Annotated in this window: 2 protein-coding genes; both read left to right on the top strand. The window is 71.5% G+C overall.

The window, feature by feature from the left end; all coding sequences use genetic code 11:
- Window positions 1-2645 (top strand): non-ribosomal peptide synthetase (locus OV208_RS41195; protein ID WP_267579468.1); only part of this gene is annotated, 2645 nt, incomplete at its 5' end.
- The coding region (locus tag OV208_RS41465; protein WP_420715108.1) for a hypothetical protein at window positions 2611-3195 on the top strand (585 nt) is incomplete at its 3' end. The genes OV208_RS41195 and OV208_RS41465, both read left to right, overlap by 35 nt.

Below are 3195 nucleotides of genomic sequence, written 5' to 3'. Positions count from 1 at the left end.
CGCCGGTCCCGCTGCTGCGGGTCCACCTGCTGAAGCTGGGTGGAGCCCAGCACGTCCTCTTGCTGACGCTGCACCACATCATCTCCGACGGTTGGTCCACCGGCGTGCTGGTGCGCGAGATGGCCGCGCTCTACCAGGGCTTCCACGACGGCAGGCCCACGGCCCTGCCCGCGCTGCCGGTGCAGTACGCCGACCATGCCGCGTGGCAGCGCTCGTGGCTGCACGGTGACGTGCTGGAGCAGCAGGTCTCCTGGTGGCGCCAGCACCTGGCCGGCGCCCCCACGCAACTGGAGCTGCCCACCGGGACGCCGCGCGCTTCCGTCCCGGCCGCGCAGGCATCCCGCATCCCGCTGAGGCTGCCCCGGGAGCTGGGCCACGCCGTCGAGGCCCTGGCCCGGAAGGAAGGGGCCACGCCCTTCATGGTCCTGCTGGCCGCCTACCAGCTCCTGCTCTCGCGCTACACCGGGCAGGACGACCTGCTGGTGGGCACGCCCATCGCGGGCCGGCGCTTCTCGGAGCTTGAAGGCCTCATCGGCTTCTTCGTCAACACGCTGGTGCTGCGCGCGCGGCCCGGCGCGACGGCTTCATTCCGGGAGCTGCTGGCCCAGGTGCGAGATGGAGCGCTGGGGGCTTTCGAGCACCAGGACGTCCCGTTCGAGAAGCTCGTCGAGGAGCTCCACCCCGAGCGCGACCTGGACCGCACGCCCCTCTTCCAGGCGTTCTTCGTGTTGCAGAACCTGCCGGTGGAGGCGCTCACCCTGCCCTCCCTGACGCTGCGTCCCTTCGGGGAAGAGCTCGCGGCCCCCAGCAAGTTCGAGCTCTCCCTCAACCTGAGTGACACGCCGGATGGCCTCCAGGGCGTGCTCCAGTACCGCGCCGCGCGAGTCTCCAAGGCCACGGCCACCGGCCTCGCACGGCACTTCCAGGTGCTGCTGGAGTCCCTCGTCGCCCGACCCGATCAGGCCCTCCACGCCCTGACGCTGCTGACGCCCGAGGAGCGCCAGCGGATGCTCGTGGACTGGAACGACACCGCCCGGGAGCCGGTGCGCGAAGGCACCTTCCACCACCTCTTCGAACAGCAGGTGGCGCGCACGCCCGACGCACCCGCGGTGCGCTTCGAGGACGAAGTCCTGACGTTCACCCAGCTCAACGCCAAATCGAACCAGCTCGCCCACGCGCTGCGTGCCTGCGGCGTCGGGCCGGAGGTGCGCGTCGCGCTCTGCTTCGAACGGTCCGTCCAGATGGTGGTCGCGCTGCTCGGGGTCCTCAAGGCCGGTGGCGCCTACGTGCCCCTGGATCCCGCCTGGCCGTTCCAACGCAGGAGCTTCGCCATCCAGGACAGCGCGGCTCGCGTCGTCCTCACTCCAGCGCGGCTGGCCGCGGAGCTGGAGGCTTCGGGCCTCCAGACGCCGTGCCTGGACGCGGCAGGAGAACACCTGGCTTCGGAGCCGACGCATGATCCGGCGCCATGGGCCGGCCCCGACAACCTGGCCTACGTCATCTACACCTCGGGCTCCACGGGCACGCCCAAGGGCGTCATGGTGCAGCACCGCTCGGTGCTCAACCTACATGCGGCGCTGAAGCGGACCGTCTACGAAGCCCAGCCGTCCGGCCTGCGGGTCAGCGTCAACGCGCCGCTCGCCTTCGACGGCTCCGTCAAGCAGGTCGTGCAATTGCTGGACGGCCACTGCCTGTGCATCGTCCCGGACGCCCTCCGTCAGGACGCGGAAGCGATGGTGCCCTGGGTGCGCGAGGCCAGGGTGGACGTGCTGGACTGCACGCCCTCGCTGCTGCGGCTGCTGCTCCAGGCGGGCCTGCTGGACGGAGACTTCGCTCCGGCCCTGCTCGTGCCCGGCGGTGAAGCCCTGGATGAAGCGACGTGGGCGACGCTCGCGGCCTCCACGCGCACGCGCACCTTCAACGTCTACGGCCCCACCGAGTGCACCGTGGACGCCACCGCCTTCGCCGTCCGTCCACGGACGCAACCCACCCTGGGCGGGCCGCTGCTCAACGTGCGCACATACGTGCTGGATGCGCACCAGCAACCCGTGCCCGTCGGCGTCGCCGGTGAGCTGTTCATCGCGGGCGCGGGCCTGGCGCGTGGCTACCTGGGCCAGCCTGCCCGCACCGCCGAGCACTTCGTCCCGAACCCCTTCGCCACCACCCCCGGCGAGCGCATGTACCGCACGGGAGACAAGGCGCGCTGGAGCGAGGACGGCACGCTCGAATACCTGGGCCGCATCGACTTCCAGGTGAAGCTGCGCGGCCTGCGCATCGAGCTGGGTGAAATCGAAGCCCTGCTGCGTCAGCACCCCGCCGTCGCCCAGGCGCTCGTCCTGGTGCGCGAGGACGTGCCGGGCAATGCACGGCTCGTCGCCTACGTCGTCCCGAGCACCCGCGCGCCCGACGCCGTCGAGCTGCGCGCCTTCCTCCAGCAGGACGCTGCCCGAGTCCATGGCGCCCGCCGCCTATGTGATGCTGGACGCCCTACCCCTGACGCCCAACGGCAAGGTGGACAGGAAGGCGCTGCCCGCGCCCGAAGCCCAGGCGCACGGCCACGAAGCCCCCCGTCCCGGGACCGAGGAGAAGCTCGCGGCGCTCTGGGCCGACGTGCTGCGCGTGCCCACCGTCGGCGCGCAGGATGACTTCTTCGCCCTGGGCGGCCACTCCCTGCATGGCCACGCGGGTGGTGCCCCGCCGAATCCGCGCTGCCTTCGCACGTGGAGACTGCCCGTGCAGCGCCCTCTTCGAGGAGTCCACACGCTGCGAAAGGCATCGCCGCGCGCATCGTGCAGCCCACGCAGCGACCGGCGCGCAGGCCGTGCCAGGGAACTCGCCCGCGTTCGTGCCCGTCCGCGCACGGACACACGCGTCTCCCCTCTCCTTCGCCCAGCAGCGGATGTGGCTCCTGGACCAACTGCCCCGCTCTGCCCGCGACAACATCCCCGTGGCGCTGCGGATCCACGGCGCCCTGAACGGGGCGGCCCTGGAGCCGCCTTCGAAGCGCTGGTGCATTCGGCACGAAGCCGTTGCGGCACGACGCAGTTCGCGCAGCATGAGGCGTGCCTGTGCATCACATCCACACCGCCCGCGCCCTTCCATCTGCCCTGCACGGACACTGATGGACGCCGCGAACCCGGAAGCCGAAGCGCGACGGCTCGCCGCGGAAGAGGCCGCGCGTCCCTTCGACCTCGC

This window comes from Corallococcus sp. bb12-1, assembly GCF_026626765.1.
In the GTDB taxonomy this organism is placed as follows: Bacteria; Myxococcota; Myxococcia; order Myxococcales; family Myxococcaceae; genus Corallococcus; species Corallococcus terminator.
This window is presented reverse-complemented; position numbering and strand designations above follow the sequence as displayed.